Source organism: Streptomyces sp. NPDC001401 (genome assembly GCF_042895385.1).
Taxonomy (GTDB): Bacteria; Actinomycetota; Actinomycetes; order Streptomycetales; family Streptomycetaceae; genus Streptomyces.
The window spans coordinates 108,892-125,839 of sequence record NZ_JBIAWI010000014.1; the positions used below are offsets into that span (position 1 = coordinate 108,892).

At 71.6% G+C, this 16,948-nt stretch carries 17 protein-coding genes; 7 read left to right on the top strand and 10 right to left on the bottom strand.

All coding sequences use genetic code 11. The annotated features are described in order from the left end of the window. Nucleotide 1 precedes the first annotated feature (1 nt). The 5 genes from ACFY10_RS36835 to ACFY10_RS36855 are packed head-to-tail and all read right to left on the bottom strand — an operon-like array spanning nt 2 to nt 4,841. Nucleotides 2–859, bottom strand: coding sequence for a DUF4255 domain-containing protein (locus tag ACFY10_RS36835; protein ID WP_390669624.1), 858 nt, complete (start codon nt 857–859; stop codon nt 2–4). 60 nt (nt 860–919) lie between these two features. After that, nucleotides 920–1,648 carry a hypothetical protein gene (locus tag ACFY10_RS36840; RefSeq protein WP_390669625.1) on the bottom strand — a complete coding sequence of 243 codons (729 nt, stop codon included), beginning with the start codon at nt 1,646–1,648 and terminating at the stop codon, nt 920–922. Further along, nucleotides 1,641–2,387 carry a hypothetical protein gene (locus tag ACFY10_RS36845; protein ID WP_390669626.1) on the bottom strand — a complete coding sequence of 249 codons (747 nt, stop codon included), beginning with the start codon at nt 2,385–2,387 and terminating at the stop codon, nt 1,641–1,643. The genes ACFY10_RS36840 and ACFY10_RS36845 overlap by 8 nt, the downstream gene beginning before the upstream one ends. A gap of 32 nt (nt 2,388–2,419) precedes the next feature. Further along, nucleotides 2,420–2,944, bottom strand: a complete 525-nt coding sequence (locus ACFY10_RS36850) for a phage tail protein (RefSeq protein WP_004003113.1) — start codon at nt 2,942–2,944, stop codon at nt 2,420–2,422. A gap of 34 nt (nt 2,945–2,978) precedes the next feature. Beyond that, nucleotides 2,979–4,841 (bottom strand): phage tail sheath subtilisin-like domain-containing protein, encoded by a 1,863-nt coding sequence (locus tag ACFY10_RS36855; RefSeq protein ID WP_390669627.1) that lies wholly within the window; start codon nt 4,839–4,841, stop codon nt 2,979–2,981. Nucleotides 4,842–5,215: 374 nt separating this feature from the next. On the opposite strand from ACFY10_RS36855, the gene ACFY10_RS36860 reads away from it, so the two are divergent. Then, nucleotides 5,216–5,641 carry a YchJ family protein gene (locus ACFY10_RS36860; protein ID WP_390669628.1) on the top strand — a complete coding sequence of 142 codons (426 nt, stop codon included), beginning with the start codon at nt 5,216–5,218 and terminating at the stop codon, nt 5,639–5,641. A gap of 20 nt (nt 5,642–5,661) precedes the next feature. Here the strand turns inward: ACFY10_RS36860 and ACFY10_RS36865 are convergent, their stop codons facing one another. Then, nucleotides 5,662–6,363, bottom strand: coding sequence for a FadR/GntR family transcriptional regulator (locus ACFY10_RS36865; RefSeq protein WP_390669629.1), 702 nt, complete (start codon nt 6,361–6,363; stop codon nt 5,662–5,664). Between the two features lie 141 nt (nt 6,364–6,504). Between ACFY10_RS36865 and ACFY10_RS36870 the strand changes: the two genes are divergently transcribed. The 5 genes from ACFY10_RS36870 to ACFY10_RS36890 all read left to right on the top strand — a co-directional run bounded on the left by ACFY10_RS36870 (nt 6,505) and on the right by ACFY10_RS36890 (nt 11,648). Next, on the top strand, nt 6,505–7,032 hold the full coding sequence (locus ACFY10_RS36870; protein ID WP_390669630.1) for a gluconokinase: 528 nt from the start codon (nt 6,505–6,507) through the stop codon (nt 7,030–7,032). Nucleotides 7,033–7,083: 51 nt separating this feature from the next. Further along, on the top strand, nt 7,084–8,481 hold the full coding sequence (locus ACFY10_RS36875) for a GntP family permease (protein ID WP_390669631.1): 1,398 nt from the start codon (nt 7,084–7,086) through the stop codon (nt 8,479–8,481). 10 nt (nt 8,482–8,491) lie between these two features. Further along, entirely contained in the window at nt 8,492–9,250 is a 759-nt protein-coding gene (locus ACFY10_RS36880) for an SDR family oxidoreductase (RefSeq protein WP_390669633.1), read from the top strand. Nucleotides 9,251–9,261: 11 nt separating this feature from the next. Further along, entirely contained in the window at nt 9,262–10,302 is a 1,041-nt protein-coding gene (locus ACFY10_RS36885; RefSeq protein WP_390669634.1) for an L-idonate 5-dehydrogenase, read from the top strand. Between the two features lie 176 nt (nt 10,303–10,478). Further along, complete coding sequence (locus ACFY10_RS36890; RefSeq protein WP_390669635.1) at nt 10,479–11,648, top strand: hypothetical protein; 1,170 nt, start codon at nt 10,479–10,481, stop codon at nt 11,646–11,648. Here ACFY10_RS36890 and ACFY10_RS36895 read toward each other — a convergent pair. The 4 genes from ACFY10_RS36895 to ACFY10_RS36910 form a co-directional block, all read right to left on the bottom strand. Then, the gene (locus ACFY10_RS36895) at nt 11,586–12,212 is read right to left on the bottom strand and encodes a cytochrome b/b6 domain-containing protein (RefSeq protein ID WP_390669636.1); all 627 of its coding nucleotides are present in this window, start codon (nt 12,210–12,212) and stop codon (nt 11,586–11,588) included. The two genes, ACFY10_RS36890 and ACFY10_RS36895, sit on opposite strands and share 63 nt — an antisense overlap. Next, on the bottom strand, nt 12,196–12,948 hold the full coding sequence (locus tag ACFY10_RS36900) for a molybdopterin-dependent oxidoreductase (RefSeq protein ID WP_390669637.1): 753 nt from the start codon (nt 12,946–12,948) through the stop codon (nt 12,196–12,198). Before ACFY10_RS36900 ends, ACFY10_RS36895 begins: the two co-directional genes overlap by 17 nt. 111 nt (nt 12,949–13,059) lie before the next feature. After that, entirely contained in the window at nt 13,060–14,601 is a 1,542-nt protein-coding gene (locus tag ACFY10_RS36905; protein WP_390669638.1) for an APC family permease, read from the bottom strand. 43 nt (nt 14,602–14,644) lie between these two features. Then, nucleotides 14,645–15,595, bottom strand: a complete 951-nt coding sequence (locus ACFY10_RS36910) for a hypothetical protein (RefSeq protein WP_390669639.1) — start codon at nt 15,593–15,595, stop codon at nt 14,645–14,647. A 451-nt stretch (nt 15,596–16,046) separates the two neighbouring features. Between ACFY10_RS36910 and ACFY10_RS36915 the strand changes: the two genes are divergently transcribed. Continuing rightward, the gene (locus tag ACFY10_RS36915; RefSeq protein ID WP_390669640.1) at nt 16,047–16,940 is read left to right on the top strand and encodes a DMT family transporter; all 894 of its coding nucleotides are present in this window, start codon (nt 16,047–16,049) and stop codon (nt 16,938–16,940) included. The last annotated feature ends 8 nt before the right edge of the window (nt 16,941–16,948 follow it).

Here is a 16,948-nt window from a genome sequence, read left to right on the forward strand (position 1 = left end):
TTCAGTTCTCCGTGCTGTCGTCGCCGCCCTGGCCCGGGGCGGGCCTGGTGGCGCGGGGCGCCGCCTTGCGGGTGCGCGCGGGCGCCTTGGTGGTGGCCTTGGCGACGGTCTTCGCGGGAGCCTTCGTGGCCTTCTTGGCAGGTGCCACTGCCGGCTGCTCCGCCTTCTCGTGCACAACTTCCGTGGAAGTCGCTGAACTTGACGTCCCGTCACCCTTCGGTTCGGCCCCCGGAGGGACCGGTGCGCCCGGCGCCCCGAACGGCAGCACCCGTACCTCGGGCCGCTCGACCGGCTTGCCCGGCACGGGGGTCTCCCGGCCGTCGATGAGGACGAGGGCCGCCTGGTAGCAGACCGACAGGGTGTACGGGGTCTGGTAGAGCATCCCCCACAGCTTCGACGTCTCGTCGACGTCCATCACCGTCGGTGCGAACCGCACGCGCTGCGCCGACTCGGCGAGGTTGCTGCCCGCCAAGTAGGGCCGTTCTCCGGCGAGTTCGATGATGTCCTTCGGCAGGACCGGGATCTCGTGCAGGGTGCGCACCACGGAGCCGATCAGCCGCTGGCCGACCAGTTCCGTCTCGTCGCCGTACGCGGTGATCAGGTAGTGCAGGTCGAGTGCGGCGACGGGCCGCTTGACCAGGGTGCCGTCGGCCGCGCGCGTCGGCAGGTCGCTGTTGCGCAGCGAGGTGTCGGGCGTGACCTGGTACAGGAACACGGAGATGGTGGGCTCGGTCGGCGGGTCGGCCGGCGGCTTGCGCGGCTCGACCTTGACGGCCATGTCGATCTCGGGGCCCAGATTGGACTCGAGCAGCAGGGCGAGGGCCTGGGTGACATGCGCGAGGGCAAGTGCGTTGCTCATGGCGTCAGTTCCTCGGTTCCTCTCGGCCTGCTGGTCGTCCTGCTGCTTGCTGTCCGCGGCTCACCGGCGCCCCCGCTCCAGGTAATCCGCGAGGCTCAAGGTGGCCGCGGTCCGCTCCTTCGCGGGCGTCCGCTGCCGCCCGCCTCCGCCGGGCGCCTCGCCCGCCGTCACTTCGAGCCGCCCGATCTGCACCTGCACCACCTGCTCGGTGGGCCGGGACGGCCGCCGGGCCGCGGCCTGCCGTACGGCGTCGCGTGCTGCCGCCGTGTCGGCGGCGCTGGGTCGCAGCGCCGCCGACACGGCCTGGGGAGCGGCCTCCGTGCCCGGGGGGATGGGCACGGCGACCGCGGTCTGTGACGCTCCCGGCTCGGTACGCCCCCGCCCGGCCGCGCGCCGCCCGGCATCGGGCAGCGGTCGCAGCGACGGCGCGACGGATGCGGCCGGACGCAGCAGGGGCGCCTCGGCGGGGACCGGCGCGGACGGCCGCGGGGCCGACTCGACGGGCTGCCGTTCGGTGCGTACGACGGTCCGCTCGCGTTCCGTGTGCGTGCGCGTCTGGACGGCCGACGGACGCGGCGCATCCGGCGGCACGACAGCGGCCGGCGTGGTCGCGGGCCACAGCAGCGCGTCCTCGTCCGGTGCGGGTGCGGCGGCCCGTACCGCCTCGACCCGCTCGAACGGGCCGGGCAGCCGGGGCCGCACCCGCACCGCGGCCGGTCGCGGGGCGGCGTGCCGTGCGAGCAGCCGATCGAAGAAGTCGGCCCCCTCGGGGCTCGGGGAGTCAGACATCCGCGCACAGCTCCAGGTAGTAGCGGCGCCGCGTCGGGCTGAGCGCCAGGATCTCCGGCTCGCTCCAGCCGTAGGCGGTGGCGAGCAGGTGGACGTCGAGGAGCACGTCCCGTGCCCAGGCGTCCAGTTCGGTCCACAGGTAGGAGGCGATGTCGAGTTCGGCGCGGGTGGCCTCGCCGCACTCGGGGCAGGCGATGTTGAGCGCCAGGTCGGCGCCCGGGTCGGCCGCCTCGACGGCCTCGGCGATCCGGCGCTGCACCGGCAGGGGCAACTCCCCCGCCGCCGCGGCCGTCCCGTCGTGGACCGCCGAGACCAGGCAGCGGGCGAGCAGCGCCGTACGCGGGTCGGCCGCCCGGGCCGCGGCCTGCAGGTCGGCGACCCCGGGCAGCCTGAACTCGACGTCCCAGCCGTCCAGTTGCACCCGTACGACCGACTCGCCCGAGCCCGAGGCCGAAGAGCGCCCGCCGAGGGAACCCGCGAGTTCCCCGGCGTCCAGGTCGAACTCCATGTCCGCCCCGCACGCGGCGCAATCCAGGCGCACCTGCATCCGCTCGCCGAACAGCGCCCGGCGCAGGGCGAACAGATCCGCCTCGCGCTCGCCCACCGGAAGCTGCGGCAGCCTCCCGGTGTCGACGTCGGGCCGTGCCGTGCGGTGCAGCAGCAGTGCCCGTCCGACCGGTGCCTCCCCGAGCCCGGCCTCCCAGGCGGCCAGCAGTTCGGCCGCCCCGGTGATCGCCATGTCCCTCCCCGTTTCCTTCAACTACCCCCGTATCAGGCCGGGTTGAGGAACGACGGCTCCTCCGGCTCGGGCACCTCGTAGTCCCGCTCCCAGCCCTCGCACTCGAGCTTCAGCGACTGGATGGCCACCGCGTTGGCGTTGGCGTCCAGCTCGCCGAGGACCTGGTACTCGCTCGGCCAGGTCCGGTAGAGCTTGTGCGAGACGGCTACCTGACCGGCCTCGTTGAGGACCTGGATGACGATGTCCTTGCGGAAGTCCGCAAGAGACACCTCCGATCCCAGACCCGCGCCGACCTGCCAGACCTTGTTGGCCCAGCGGTCGAACTCGGGGTCGTGGGTGACCCCGCGTTCGAGGGTGATGCCCTCGAACTCCGAGCGGCCCGGCGACTTGCGCGGGGAGGAGGGGTCGCCGCCGTGGCGGTGCTTGACGACCTCCGTGGTCCGCTTCAGCGGACTGATCTTGCTGATACCGGCGACCGTCCGACCGTCCCACAGGACAAGGAACTTGAAGTTCTTGTAGGGGTCGAAGCGATGCGCGTTGACCGTGAACTCAGCCATCGATTTCCTTCAGCTCTCCGAGATTGACGGGCCGCTAGAGAGCGAACTGCCCGGACGTCTGCTGGATCCTGACGACCACGAACTCGGCCGGCCGCACCGGCGCGATCCCGACCAGCACGTTGACGACGCCGTTCGCGACGTCCTCGTCGGTCGTGGTCTCGCTGTCGCACTTGACGAAGTAGGCCTCGCGCGGGGTGCTGCCCTTGAAGGCGCCCTGGCGGAAGAGCGTGTGCAGGTACGAGGAGGCGGACAGCCGGATCTGCTGCCACAGGCTCTCGTCGTTGGGCTCGAACACGACCCACTGCAGGCCGCGCTGGAGGCTCTCCTCCACATGCAGCGCGAGCCGCCGCACGGGCACGTACTTCCAGGCGCTGTCGAGGGCGTCGGAGCCCTCCAGCGTGCGCGCGCCCCACACCAGCGGGCCGGTGACCGGGAAGGTGCGCAGGCAGTTGACGCCGAGCGGGTTGAGCAGCCCGGTCTCACGGTCCGTCAGGTCGACGGTCAGCGAGTGCACTCCGACGAGCTGCGCCTCCGTACCGGCGGGTGCCTTCCACACGCCGCGCTCGGAGTCGGTGCGCGCGATGACACCGGCAACGGCGCCGGACGGCGGGAAGGCACGCAGCCGCCCGGTGAGCGGGTCGGTGAGCTGGATGTGCGGGAAGTACAGGCCGGCGTGGTTGCCGCGCACCGGGTCGAAGGCGGACAGCCCGGCACGGGCGCTGTCCACGCTCACCCAGGTGCTGGGCGCGTCGACCAGCAGGAAGATCCGCCGCTCCTCGCACAACCGCTGAGCTGCGGATACGACGGTGAGGGCGTCGTCGATCTTCTCGTACGAGGCCAGCTCGGGCAGCGCGAGCAGATTGACGTCGGCCACCCCGCGCAGCGCCTGGATGCCGGTCTTGTCGGCCTCGGAGCCGATGAGGTCGCGCGGGCCGGGGGCCGCGCCGTCCTCGCCGCCCTCCAGCGGGAACACCGGCGGGTTGACCGAGGCCTCCAGGCCCAGGTCGTTGGCGCACTCGCCGAGGAAGCGGACGACGTCCTCGGGGTCGGTGGAACCGGCGACCACCTGAATACGGCGGCCGAAGGCGGTGACCTCGACACCGGCGAAGGCGTGCTTGCCGGGCGCGTCGGGCAGCGCCCGCAGCTTGCGCTCGAGCAGCAGCGCCAACTCGGCCACGGAGGACGGGGCTTCGCCGTCGCAGTCGGGGTCGTAGAGCTTGAACTCGCGCTCCACGTCACCGATCTTCACCGTCAGGTCGACGGCCAGGTCGGGCAGTTCGTGCCCGAACGGCTTGGAGACGGTGCCGGACGGGTCGGGACGGCCCTCGCCGACGGCCTCGACGCGGATCAGCCGCGACCCGGCGTTGATTACGGTGGGCGCGTAGGTCCCGCTGCCGGCGTCCATGGACAGGCCGGTGAAGCTCTCGCGGGCGTCGCCCTTGGCGTCGTAGACCCGCAGGTTGAAGGTCGCTTCGCAGTCCGGGGTGTCGTAGTCGACGGCGACGCGCAGGCCGTTGCCCCACACGCCGGGTTCCTTGGCGTGGACCTCGAGGGCCGGACCGGCACTGTGGCCCTCGGTGGACTCCAGGACGACGCACGCGGCCTTGCCGCTGCCCGCCTTGGCGACCCGGACGATGACGGCGACGGAGCCGCCGTTGCCGAAGAACTGGTGGACGGCGTAGGCGAGCGGACTCTGTGCGCTCAGCCCGCCGAAGCGCCGCTCGAAGTCGGCGAATCCGGTGACGCGCACCGGCTCGTTCAGCGGACCGCGCCGGGTGTGCCCCACGAATGCGGTCACCGAAGTGGTCACGGCGGAGATGGCGCGGGTGCTGCTGGGAAGCTCTTCGACGTAGACGCCCGGATACGTCGGCCTGGCGGCCGCGGCATTCGTCGGCATTCCCCCTCCTATCCCTTCTCAGGCACCGGTGAAAGGCACCAAGAGGCGGCAGAGGGGAGAGGTTTTGGCACGACGGCGCGCAGCAGTCCCCCGACGCGCCCTGGTCGCGCCGGTCCGCACACCCCGTATCAGCTTCCCCCGTCAGTGCCCCGGACGGACGGCCGCCCGGGTCAAGCACGCACGCTTGTGACTCCTGATGCTCAAGTGCTCTGCCCACCTTGGTTAGTTGGCGGCTGAGTCAACAAGGCGTGTTCACGCCAGTCCGAAAGGAGGTTCGATGAAGGCAGGCGTGCACGACTCACACCGAATGTGCGCGTGTCGGAACAGGCGCTTCACAGATTTCACACAGCCCCTGGTGCAGCAGAATGGAGCTCATGTCCCGACGTACCTCGCAATCCCGGCGGCAGCACGGCTCCGCCCCAGTTCACAACCCCTCCTGTCCTTGCGGTCTTGCGGAGACGTACGAAAAGTGCTGTGGCCGATTCCACCGGGGTGAGGCCGCGGCGCCGACCGCCGAGACGCTGATGCGTTCGCGCTACAGCGCTTTCGTGAAGCTCAACGAGCAGTACCTGCTGAGAACTTGGCATCCGCGCACCCGCCCGGCGAAGCTCGACCTGGACCCCGGCATGCGCTGGAGCGGCCTGGAGATCCTCGACACCACCGACGGCTCGGCCTTCCACAGCACGGGCACGGTGACCTTCCGCGCCTCGTACAAGGGCGGTTCACTGCTGGAGCGCAGCCGGTTCGAGCGGGTCGAGGGGGCCTGGGTGTACGTCGACGGGGAGTTCCCCGAGGCGTAGAACGCGCAGGACGTGCAGGGCTACGGCGCCAGGATGTCCAGTTCCTGAAGCGCACCCACCGTGATCTCCCGGGTCAGTTTCTCCGCGCGGGCCGCGTCGCCCTCGCGGACCGCCTCGGCGACCTGGACGTGCAGGGTGACGGCGGCCGGGTCGGGGTCCTCGAACATGACCTCGTGGTGGGTGCGGCCCGCGAGGACCTCGGCGACGACGTCACCGAGCCGGGCGAACATCTCGTTGCCGGACGCCACGAGGATGACCCGGTGGAAAGCCATGTCGTGGACGAGGTACTCCTCCAGCTTGTGGCCGCGGGAGTTGGCGACCATGCCGATCGCGCACTCGGTGAGTTCGGCGCACTGCTCGGCGGTCGCATGTCTGGCGGCGAGGCCCGCGGCGACCGGCTCGACGGCCGAGCGCAGGACGGTGAGCGAGCGCAGCTGGTGGGGGCGGTCGGCGCCGGCCAGCCGCCAGCGGATGACCTGCGGGTCGTAGACGTTCCACTCGGCCTTCGGGCGCACGGTGACGCCCACCCGTCGGCGCGACTCGACCAGGTGCATGGATTCGAGCACACGGACCGCCTCGCGCATCACCGAGCGTGAGACGTCGAAGCGCTGGGCGAGCTCGTCGGTGCGCAGCACGCTGCCCGGCGGGTAGTCGCCCGCGGTGATCGCGGGGCCGAGGGAGTCCAGTACACGGCCGTGCAGCCCCCGGCCCGGAGTGGTCATGCACTCAGCGTACGGGGCGTGTCACACGAACAAAAAGTCAGACTTATTCGTCACACGCTCTTGAAATGGTCGTACCTAATCGGTTTCAGTGTCGTCGACGCCGGTTGGCGTCCAGATGTCGAAGAAGACAGTGAGAGCACCATGCAGCAGCTGCGCACCCCCCATGTCGTCGTGGTCATGGGCGTGGCGGGCACCGGCAAGACCACCATCGGTCCCCTGCTCGCGGCCCGGCTCGGCGTTCCGTACGCCGAGGGCGACGACTTCCACCCGCAGGCCAACATCGACAAGATGTCGGCCGGTGTGCCGCTCGACGACGCGGACCGGTGGCCCTGGCTCGACGCCATCGGCGCCTGGGCGCACGGGCGGGCCGGGCTCGGCGGGGTGGTCAGCAGCTCGGCGCTGAAGCGGTCGTACCGCGACCGGCTCAGGGCCGCCGCTCCCGGTGTCGTCTTCGTGCACCTGACGGGCGACCGGGCCCTCATCGAGGACCGGATGTCGCACCGGCAGGGCCACTTCATGCCCACGGCGCTGCTCGACTCCCAGTTCGCCACGCTCCAGCCGCTCCAGGCGGACGAGGCGGGCGTCGCGGTGGACGTCACCGGGAGCCCCGAGGAGATCACCACTCGGGCCGTGAAGGCACTGGACGACCTTCCCCACCCGGCCAAGTAGCACGCACCCCCCGCACCCCTCCCCCATCCCCGTACCTGCAAGGGAACCCCCGTGACCAGACTCAGCGTCGAGATGCTGGCAGCGGACACGGTCGCGCCGATCACCTCGGCCGGCCACGCTCAGCTGGGCATCGCCGTACTGGCGGGCATTGCCGTCATCGTTGTGCTCATCACCCAGTTCAAACTGCACGCCTTCCTGTCCCTGACCATCGGCTCGCTGGCGCTGGGCGCGATCGCCGGAGCGCCCCTCGACAAGGTCATCGCCAGCTTCACGACCGGGCTCGGTACCACGGTCGCCGGCGTGGGCGTGCTGATCGCCCTCGGCGCGATCCTCGGCAAGATGCTCGCCGACTCCGGCGGGGCCGACCAGATCGTCGACACGATCCTCGCGAAGGCGGGCGGCCGGGCGATGCCGTGGGCGATGGTGCTGATCGCCTCGGTGATCGGTCTGCCGCTGTTCTTCGAGGTCGGCGTCGTCCTGCTGATCCCGGTCGTGCTGATGGTCGCCAAGCGCGGCAACTACTCCCTGATGCGCATCGGCATCCCGGCGCTCGCAGGACTCTCCGTGATGCACGGCCTGGTCCCGCCGCACCCCGGCCCGCTGGTCGCGATCGACGCGGTCAAGGCCAACCTCGGCGTCACGCTCGCGCTCGGCGTCCTCATAGCCATCCCGACGGTGATCATCGCCGGACCGCTGTTCTCGAAGGTCGCCGCCCGCTGGGTGGACGTTCCGGCCCCCGACCGGATGCTTCCGCAGCGAGCCTCGGAGGAACTTGAGCGACGACCGGGCTTCGGCGCCACCCTCGCCACCATCCTCCTCCCGGTCGTCCTGATGCTCTCCAAGGCCCTGGTCGACATCGTCATCGACGACCCGACGAACCTCACCCAGCGCGTCTTCGACGTCATCGGCTCCCCGCTGATCGCCCTGCTCGCCGCCGTGCTGCTCGGCATCTTCACGCTGCTCAGGCCCGCCGGCTTCGGCAAGGAACGGCTGACGCCGCTCGTCGAGAAGGGCCTTGCGCCCATCGCCGGCATCCTGCTGATCGTCGGCGCCGGCGGCGGCTTCAAGCAGACGCTGATCGACACCGGTGTGGGCCAGATGATCCTGGACATCTCCAAGGACTGGTCGATCCCGGCGCTGCTGCTGGCCTGGCTGATCGCGGTGGGCATCCGCCTGGCGACCGGTTCGGCGACCGTGGCGACGGTCTCGGCGGCCGGCCTGGTCGCCCCGCTCGCGGCCGACATGTCGACCACCCACACCGCCCTGCTGGTCCTGGCCATCGGCGCGGGCTCGCTCTTCTTCAGCCATGTCAACGACGCCGGATTCTGGCTGGTCAAGGAGTACTTCGGCCTGAACGTCGGCCAGACGATCAAGACCTGGTCCGTCATGGAGACGATCATCTCGGTGGTCGCGGGCGGTCTGGTCCTCATCCTCTCACTGGTCATCTAGGGGTACGGGAATGAGTCACCCTCTCTTCGACATCAGCGGCCGTACGGCCCTGGTCACCGGCTCCAGCCGCGGCATCGGCCTCGCCCTGGCCCGTGGCCTCGCGGAGGCCGGCTGCACGGTGGTCCTCAACGGCCGCGACGCGGACCGCCTCACCAAGGCGGCCGCCGAACTGCCCGGCGACGTCCACACGGCCGTGTTCGACGTGACCGACGGCCCGTCGGTGGCCGCCGGGATAGCGGATGTCGAGGAGCGGGTCGGCCCGCTGGACATCCTGGTCAACAACGCGGGCATGCAACTGCGTGCGCCTCTCCTGGAGTTCACGGACACGGACTGGCACCGCATCCTGAACACCAACCTCACCAGCGCGTTCCTGGTCGGCCGCGAGGCGGCCCGCCGGATGACGGAACGCGGCCACGGCAAGATCGTGAACATCTGCTCGCTGCAGAGCGAGGTGGTCCGCCCCGGCATCGCGCCCTACGCGGCCACCAAGGGCGCCCTGAAGATGCTCACCAAGGGCATGTGCGCGGACTGGGGCCCGTACGGCGTGCAGGTCAACGGCCTGGGCCCCGGCTACATCGAGACGGAACTGACCGGGCCCCTCGTCGAGGACGAGGAGTTCAGCGCCTGGGTGCGCCGCCGCACCCCGGCCGGCCGCTGGGGCCGTACCGAGGACCTGGTGGGCGGGGTGCTGTTCCTCGCCTCGCCCGCCGCGGACTTCGTCAGCGGGCAGGTGCTGTACGTCGACGGCGGAATGACGAGCGTGCTGTGAAAGGGGCTTCCATGGTGCTGGCTTGTGTGATCCACGGTCAGGACGACCTGCGGGTCGAGGAGCTGCCGGTCCCGGAGCCGGGCCCCGGCGAGGCCCTGATCGCCGTCCGCTACGGCGGCGTCTGCGGCTCCGACCTGCACTACTGGCTCCACGGCGGGGTCGGCGACTTCCGTCTGAAGGAGCCGATGCTGCTGGGGCACGAGGTGGTCGGGACGGTCGTGGCATACGGTTCCCCGGCTCCCTCAAGTCCCGCCGTCGGTACGGCCGTTGCCGTGCACCCGGCGACCCCCTGCGGCGTTTGCCCCGAGTGCGCGGACGGGCGGCGCAACGTCTGCCGGGACACCCGCTACCTCGGCAGCGCGGCGCGCTTCCCGCACGTACAGGGCGGGTTCGCGGGCCAAGTCGTCGTACCTGCTGAGCAGTTGAGGCCGCTCCCGGAGGGACTGGAGCTGCGCCGGGCGGCGCTCGCCGAGCCCCTGTCCGTCGCCCTGCATGCGGTACGGCGGGCCGGAGACGTACGCGGCAGGCATGTCCTGGTCACCGGCGCCGGTCCCATCGGCTGTCTCGTGGTCGCGGCGGCGAAGGCGGCGGGCGCCGCACGGGTGACGGTCACCGACCTCCTCCCGGCGGCCCTGGAGTACGCGCGTCTCGCGGGCGCCGACACCCTCGTACGGGCCGACGATCCGGCCGATACCGGGTGGCCGTCCGAGGAGTACGAGGTGGACACAGCCGTCGAGGCGTCCGGGGTGGCCGCGGGTCTCGACACGTGTCTGCGTCTGGTGCGGCGCGGCGGGGTCGTCGTACAGCTCGGGATGCTGCCGCCCGGGCCGAGTCCGTTCGCCGGGAACCTGGTCGTGAGCCGGGAGATCGAACTGCGGGGAGCGTTCCGCTTCGACGCGGAGTTCGACGAGGCGCTGGCGCTGCTGGCCGCCGAGCCGGCGTTCGACGGGCTGGTCAGTGCGGTGGTTCCGGTCCGGGGGGCCGAGTCTGCCTTTGCCTTGGCCGCGGACCGGAGCCGTTCCTGCAAGGTGTTGCTGGACTTCGGTGCGTAACGCTTCGCTGGATGGGCGGTGTGTTGTCTGCGGGTCTGTGGGGGCTGGTCGCGCAGTTCCCCGCGCCCCTTAAGGGGCGCTATACCGCTCGGTGGGTTCCCCGTGGGCCCGTGCGGCCCGATGATGGGGAGGCCCCTGGACATGTCCTCCAGGGGTGCTGGGGGTCGGGGGGCGTCATGGCGGTTTCCCTCGGGATGCGTGTCTCGGGGCTGCTCGTGGTCGGGGCGGTGGCGGTGGCCTTCGCGGCTTTCGGCGGTGACGGGAGTGGTACGCAGGGCGGAGGGGGCCGGGAGGGCACGATCGTGACGGCCGGGCCGTCGGACAGCCCCCGTACCCATGCGTCACCCGTCTCCCCCACTCCCCGCACGTCACCCGCCGGGGAGGCGCGCGGCACGGTCGGCCCGAGCAGTCCGCGCCACACCGCCGGAACCGCCGCACCGTCCCCGAGCACCTCGCCCACCGCTTCCCCCAGCAACAGGCCCCTCCTGAGCCCCGGTTGGCTCCCGCCGGGCCCCGTCTCGCCCGACGCGGACGCCGCACCGGACCCGTCGAGCGTCTACGACAAGCTGCGCGACCCCGCCCAGTGCCGGGCCGCCCTCAAGGTGATCCCGTCGGTCTCCGCGGACCCCGAGTGGCGAGTGCTGCGCGCTCTGGCCACCGCCTGCCTCGCCGTCCAGGGCCGGGGCGGCAGTTGGGACACCGCGGCCCGGGAGTACACCGTTCTCGCGGGCAGGATCGACGCCTGCAAGGGCCGTGCCGCCTACGCCGTGCTCGGCGGGCTGCTGGACTTCCACCGGCAACACCCGGGCGCCACTGTGCAGTTGAAGACCTCCTCGCGTGGCACGCCCGCCTGCGCCTACCGGATCGCGGGTGTGGACACCGGCGGCGACGGCGAGGCGCAGCCGGGCGACACGGTCGCCATCGAGCTGCGGGGCACCTTCTTCGACCACGCCGAACTGCTGCGGTTCGGGAGCGTGTTCATCGGCGGGCAGCAACTCGCTGGGCCGCCCGTACTGCGGTCGCAGACGGGCGACGAACTGGTGCTGTCCGCCGTCGTTCCGTCCCTATGCGGTGCGGCAGCGCCCCAAAGGGGCGCGGGGAACTGCGCGACCAGCCACGACGGGCCCGCAGGCGATCGACTGCCAATAGCGGCACATCCCGCGGAGCACTCAGGCGGCTATCCGCAGTCGGTGGAGGTGGTCGTCCGGTACGGCAACACCGAGGCACGCCTCAAGAACGCCTTCACGGTCGCAGCACCCACCGTCCCCTCGCCGGAGGCACCCTCAGGGACGCCACAGGGGGTGCTCCCGCTCGGCCCACTCCCGGCTCACCTTCCCGGTCCGTAGTCCGCTGCGCGCCTCCGGATCCCCGATCGCCATGCCGATGTGCCCGGCGAGGACGATGCCGATGGTGAGGGCCAGCCAGTCGTGGACGAAGGTCGCGCTGGTGCGCCACATCAGCGGGGTGAGGTGGGTGAACCACATGATCAGGCCCGTGCCGAGCATCACCAGCGTGGCCCCGGCGATCCAGGCGGCGTAGATCTTCTGCCCGGCGTTGAACTTCGCCGCCGGACGCGACGAGCGCCGCTTGTCCCGGCGCAGGGCCGCGCGCAGCCAGACCCTGTCGTGCGGGCCGAAGCGGTTCAGATGCCCCAGGTCGGCGCGGAAGTAGCGGGAGACCAGGCCCACCAGGACGGGTACGGGCAGGGCGAGCCCGGCGCACTCGTGGACGCGGACCACCAGCTCGCGGCGGCCGACGAGTTCGGCGAACTGCGGGATGTAGAGGAAGGCCGCGGTCACCACGCACACGCCCATCAGTGCGGCCGTCGTGCGGTGCACCCAGCGCTGGACGGGGCCGAACCGGCGGATCTCGGCGACCGGCGGCGTGTGCGCCTCAGCTCGTAGGCTCATCGTCCCGCCCGTTCGAGTGACCGACCCAGGCGTCGACGTCGTAGCCCCGGTCCTCCCAGTAGCCCGGCTTCACGTCCTCGGTGACGGTGATGCCGGACAGCCACTTGGCGGACTTGTAGAAGTACATGGGCGCCACGTAGAGGCGGACCGGGCCGCCGTGGTTGTGGCCGATGTTCTTGTCCTGCATGCGCAGCGCGACCAGGACGTCGGAGCGGCGGGCCTGGTCGAGGGTGAGGCTCTCGGTGTACGTGCCGTCGAAGCAGGTGAAGCGGACCGCCCCGGCAGTGGAGCGCACTCCCGCGGCGTCCAGCAGCCGGGACAGCCGCACCCCCTCGAAGGGCGTGCCCGGGACCCGCCAGCCGGTGACGCACTGGACGTCCTTGACCAGCCGGGTCTGCGGCAGGGCACGCAGGTCGTCGAGCGTGTAGGTCTTCGGGCGGTCGACGAGGCCGTCGACGGTGAGCCGGTAGTTCGTGGCGTTCCGGTGCGGCACGGAGGCGGCGACCGAGTAGTAGCGGAAGCCGCCGCCGTTGGGCAGCAGGCCGGTCAGACCGGTGGGGTCCTTGTCGGCCGCCGCACCGAGGAAGCCCTCCAGGGCGCGCTGCAGGGTGGGCGCGGCAACCACGCCGAGGGCGCCCAGGCCGATGGTGCCGAGCAGGACCCGGCGGCCGACCGGAGTGCCGCGTTCCGCCGGCGGCTGCGGTTGGCCCGGCTCCTCGGGTTGTTCGGAGTTCACGTATCCATTCGAACACCCGCGACCCCGGCGGGACCAGGAATCGCGGGTGCTCGTCAGGGTTCCGTAATCACTTCTTACGGCGTTCTCAGAAACCACGGCGATCCGTCGGTCCTACGAGGCCTCCTGCGCCGCCTTGTCCAGCTGGAACGCTTCGTTGCCGAGCCCGATGCGGGCGTGCGCCTCGGGCGAGCGGGAGCGCAGCAGCAGGCCCTGGACCAGGCCGACGACGAGGGCGAGTCCGATGATGCCGGGCAGCGCCCAGCTCAGAGCCGAGTCCGGGCCGGCGCCGACCAGGACGTCGAAGTCCTTGACCGTGTAGCCGGCGATCACGAGCAGCGCGACGGCGGCGAGCGCGGAGGTGACCAGCCGCCAGGCCTGGGCGCCCGCCGCCCCGCGCCGGGTGAAGAAGACGATCACCGACACGGAGGCCGCCGCCATCAGCAGGATCACGCCGAGCGCGCCGATGTTGCCCAGCCAGGTGAACAGGTGCAGGACGGGTGCGGTCGGGTCGCCGGCCGGCTTGTCGTCGGCGACCGCGAAGGCGATCACGACGACCGCGGACACCGCGCTCTGCAGCAGCGATCCGGTGCCGGGCGCGCCGCTGGTGCCCGTCGTACGGCCGAAGGTCCGCGGCAGCAGCCCCTCGCGGCCCATGGCGAAGGCGTACCGGGCGACGACGTTGTGGAAGCTGAGCAGGGCCGCGAACATGCCGGTCACGAACAGGACGTGCAGGACGTCCGTGAAGGTGGAGCCGAGCCGGGACTCGGTGAGCGAGAACAGCAGCCCGGCGCTCTGCTTCTGTGCGCTGCCGACGATCGCGGAGGGGCCGGTGGCGACGGTGTACGCCCAGGAGCTGATCGCGAAGAAGACAGTGACGAAGCCGACCGCGAGAAGCATCACGCGCGGGACGAGGACGTGCGGACGGCTGGTCTCCTCCGCGTACACCGGAGCCTGCTCGAAGCCGGTGAAGGCCGCGATGCAGAAGCACAGCGCGGTGCCGACGCCGGCGCCGGTGAGCGTGTCCGGGTTGAAGGCGTGCAGCGACAGGCCCTCCTTGGCGGGGTCGGCGATCGAGGCGACGTCGAAGATGACGACGAGGATCACCTCGACGACCAGCAGCACGCCGAGCACGCGCGCGTTGACGTCGATCTTCAGCCAGGCCAGCAGACCGACGACCGCCACGGCCGCCAGCGCCGGAATCCACCACGCCACGTCGACATGCGCATACGTGACGAACAGCCCGGAGACCTCGAAGCCGAAGATGCCGTAGATGCCGACCTGGAGCGCGCTGTAGGCGGCGAGGGCTACCAGGGCGGCGCTCGCTCCGGCCGTGCCGCCGAGTCCGCGGGAGATGTACGCGTAGAAGGCGCCCGCGTTGTGGACGTGCCGGCTCATCTCGGCGTAGCCGACGCTGAACAGGACCAGCACCACGCCGAGGACGACGAAGAGCAGCGGCTGCCCGACGATGCCCATCACCGCGAATGTGGTGGGCATGACACCCGCGACCACCATGAGCGGGGCGGTCGCGGCGAGCACGGAGAGCAGCAGGCCCCCCGCCCCCAGCCGGTCGGCGCGCAGGGCGCGCTCCTGCCCCAGATACGTACTGATGCCGCTCGCGGCCGGTCTGCTCGCGCTGGAACTGCCCGTGGTCATCGAGGACCGTCCTTCTGTCGGGGTCGGGAGTGTGTGGGGAGTGTCATGCCGTGCCGAGCGCGGTGGCGCGCGCGGCCCGGAAGGCGGAGTGCGGATCGCGGTCCGGGTACGACCAGGGGGCGGGGGTGGCGTGCTCCCCGATGCGGTGGAACAGGGCGGCCGCCTCGGCGCCGCGGCCTTCGCAGACCTTGGCGTGGGCGAGGAAGTTGAGGTCGACCAGGCGGCGCGGGTGGCCCTCGTGCTCCCACTCCAGCCACCAGTCGAAGGCGGCCTTCATCACCTGCCGGGCCCGGCGACCGCTCCAGTGGCCGGAGGCTGCGGGGTCGGCGGGCTCGTGCCCGGCGGCGGCCAGCACGCGGTAGCGCTCGGCGTGGGCCACGACCGGCAGGATGGCGAGGGGGGAGTCGGCGGGGGCGTGCAGGGCGGAGCGGTTGGCGAAGTCGTAGACCTCGTGCAGCGGGTCCGGGCCGGCGTCGGCGTGCCGCTCGGCGAGGCGGGCGACCATCAGGTGGTGGGCGTGGTGGTGGTCGGCGTACCGGCCGCGGACCTCGGCGAAGAGCCGCTCGATGTCCCCGGCCGGGCCCGGCCCGCGCTCCAGCATGAGCAGGCCGAGCCACGGGGTGGGGTCGGCGGGCACCAGGGCGGCGGCGTCCCGGCAGGCCTCGCGGGCGCGGTCCGGTTTCTCCTTGCCCCGTAAGGCGCGCTGGACCAGTGCGAGCGCGAGCAGTACGGCGGCGTCGGCGGAGTCGGGCTCGGCGAGCAGCCAGTCCCGGGCCCAGGCGGCGCTGTAGGGCTCCCGTGCGAGCACGGTGACCCGGTGTCCGCGGCGGTCCCAGTCGTCCCCCGTCTGCACGAGCAACGACCGTGCGGCCTGCCACCGCCCCTGCGTCAACGCGGACCGGGCGCCGATGAGTTCGGCGTCGTCCAGGGCGGCGTCGAGGGTCTGGGCGGCACGTTTGCGACGCGGGCCGAGGGGTGGCGGGGGTGGGGACACCGCGGAACTTCCTCACGCGACGCGGCTCGACGTCTGGTATCGGTCTGGCCTGATTTCGGTTTGCCGTCAACTGATCACGCACAGCAAACCCCCAGCCAACACTTTGCGTCAAGGGAGGGACAGGTGTTACTCGCGTCAACTTCCGTTACTGGAGGGGCATTTGTGATCCGGCCACCACCCCGCCGACGGTGGTATGTCACATACCACCGCGGCCCCGGCGTCAGTGGTATGTCACATGCCACCGCTCGTCCTGTGGCATACGTCATGGCGCACCCCGCCCCACCCGCGCACCATGACGGGGCGGCCGGTTCACCGCCCTTGATCGTCTGGGCAACGTGACCGAGTCGACGGCCCGGATCCGGGCACTCCCAGGGGCAAGCCGGGCCCTGGGACGCTACAGTCACCCACTACGCACCCCGTGGCCCGGCCTATCTGACTCGAGGTACGCAGCGTGTCCGTTCTGGTTCTGATTCTCGCCGTGAGCGCTGCCTGCTGCCTGGGCTTCGGATTCGTGCTCCAGCAGAACGCGGCCCAGCGGGCACCCCTCAGCGACTTCCTCTCCCCGCGCCTGCTGTTCGACCTGATGCAAGTGCCGCGCTGGCTGGGCGGCATCGCGTTGATGGTGGCGGGCATGGTCCTCGGGGCGATCGCCCTGAGCCAGGGCGAGATCTCCCTGGTCGAACCCCTCCTCGCCACCAACCTCCTGTTCGCTCTCGCCCTCTCCCGCAGGCAGACCAGACAGCCACTGGGCCGCCAGGGCTGGACCGGCCTCGCACTGCTCGCGGGCGGCGTCACCGCCTTCATCGTCGCGGGCGAGCCGCGGGGCGGCACCGCGGTCACCGACCCGTTCCGCCACTGGCTGATCATCGGCGCCATGACCGGCCTGGCCCTCCTCCTGACGACGTACGCCAAGCGCTCCCGCCTGAGCGCCGCCCCTGTCCTCCTCGCCCTCGCCGCGGGTCTCCTCTACGGCGTCCAGGACGCCCTCACCCGGGTCAGCGGCGAGCGCTTCTCCCAGGGCGGCCTCACCGAGCTGGTGACCGGCTGGCAGCCGTACGGCGTGCTGGTGCTCGGCGTCACGGGCCTGGTCCTGGTCCAGAGCGCCTTCGAGACGGCACCCCTGCGCATGTCCCTGCCCGCCCTCACCGCGGCCCAGCCGCTGGCGGGCATCCTCTGCGGTGTGGGCTTCCTCGGCGACCAGCTGCGCACCGACACCGGCGCCCTCGCCTGGGAAGCGGCGGGCCTCGCGGCGATCGTCGGAGGCATCGTCCTCCTCGGCCTGCACCCCTGCATGCCGAGCGGCACGGCAAAGCCGGAGCGGGTACGGGACCTGCAGCGCAGCTGACGCCGTCC